This window comes from Streptomyces shenzhenensis, from assembly GCF_021462265.1.
GTDB lineage: Bacteria > Actinomycetota > Actinomycetes > Streptomycetales > Streptomycetaceae > Streptomyces > Streptomyces shenzhenensis.
Window position 1 is genome coordinate 1 of the sequence record NZ_JAJONF010000237.1, and the last position, 247, is coordinate 247.

Genomic DNA, 247 nt, shown 5'->3' on the forward strand with positions numbered 1-247 from the left:
CACACCGACCGAACCCGCCTCCAGCCCCAACACCTCCGTGAACAAGTCGCACAACGCCTCCTCCGTCGGCGTCGAGGGACCGCGACCGGCACTCACCACAGCCTCAGGAACAGGCAGAACAGCCCGGTCCACCTTGCCGTTCACCGTCAGCGGGAACCCATCAAGCACCACCACCGCCGACGGCACCATGTAATCCGGCAGACGCCTGGCAGCGAACGCCCGCAACTCGTCTCCGTCCACCTCGCCA

Annotated in this window: 1 protein-coding gene; it reads right to left on the reverse strand. The window is 66.8% G+C overall.

Annotated features, from left to right (window positions below; genetic code table 11):
- A partial coding sequence (locus LQ326_RS47625) for an AMP-binding enzyme (protein WP_234545441.1) occupies positions 1-247 on the reverse strand: 247 nt, incomplete at both ends.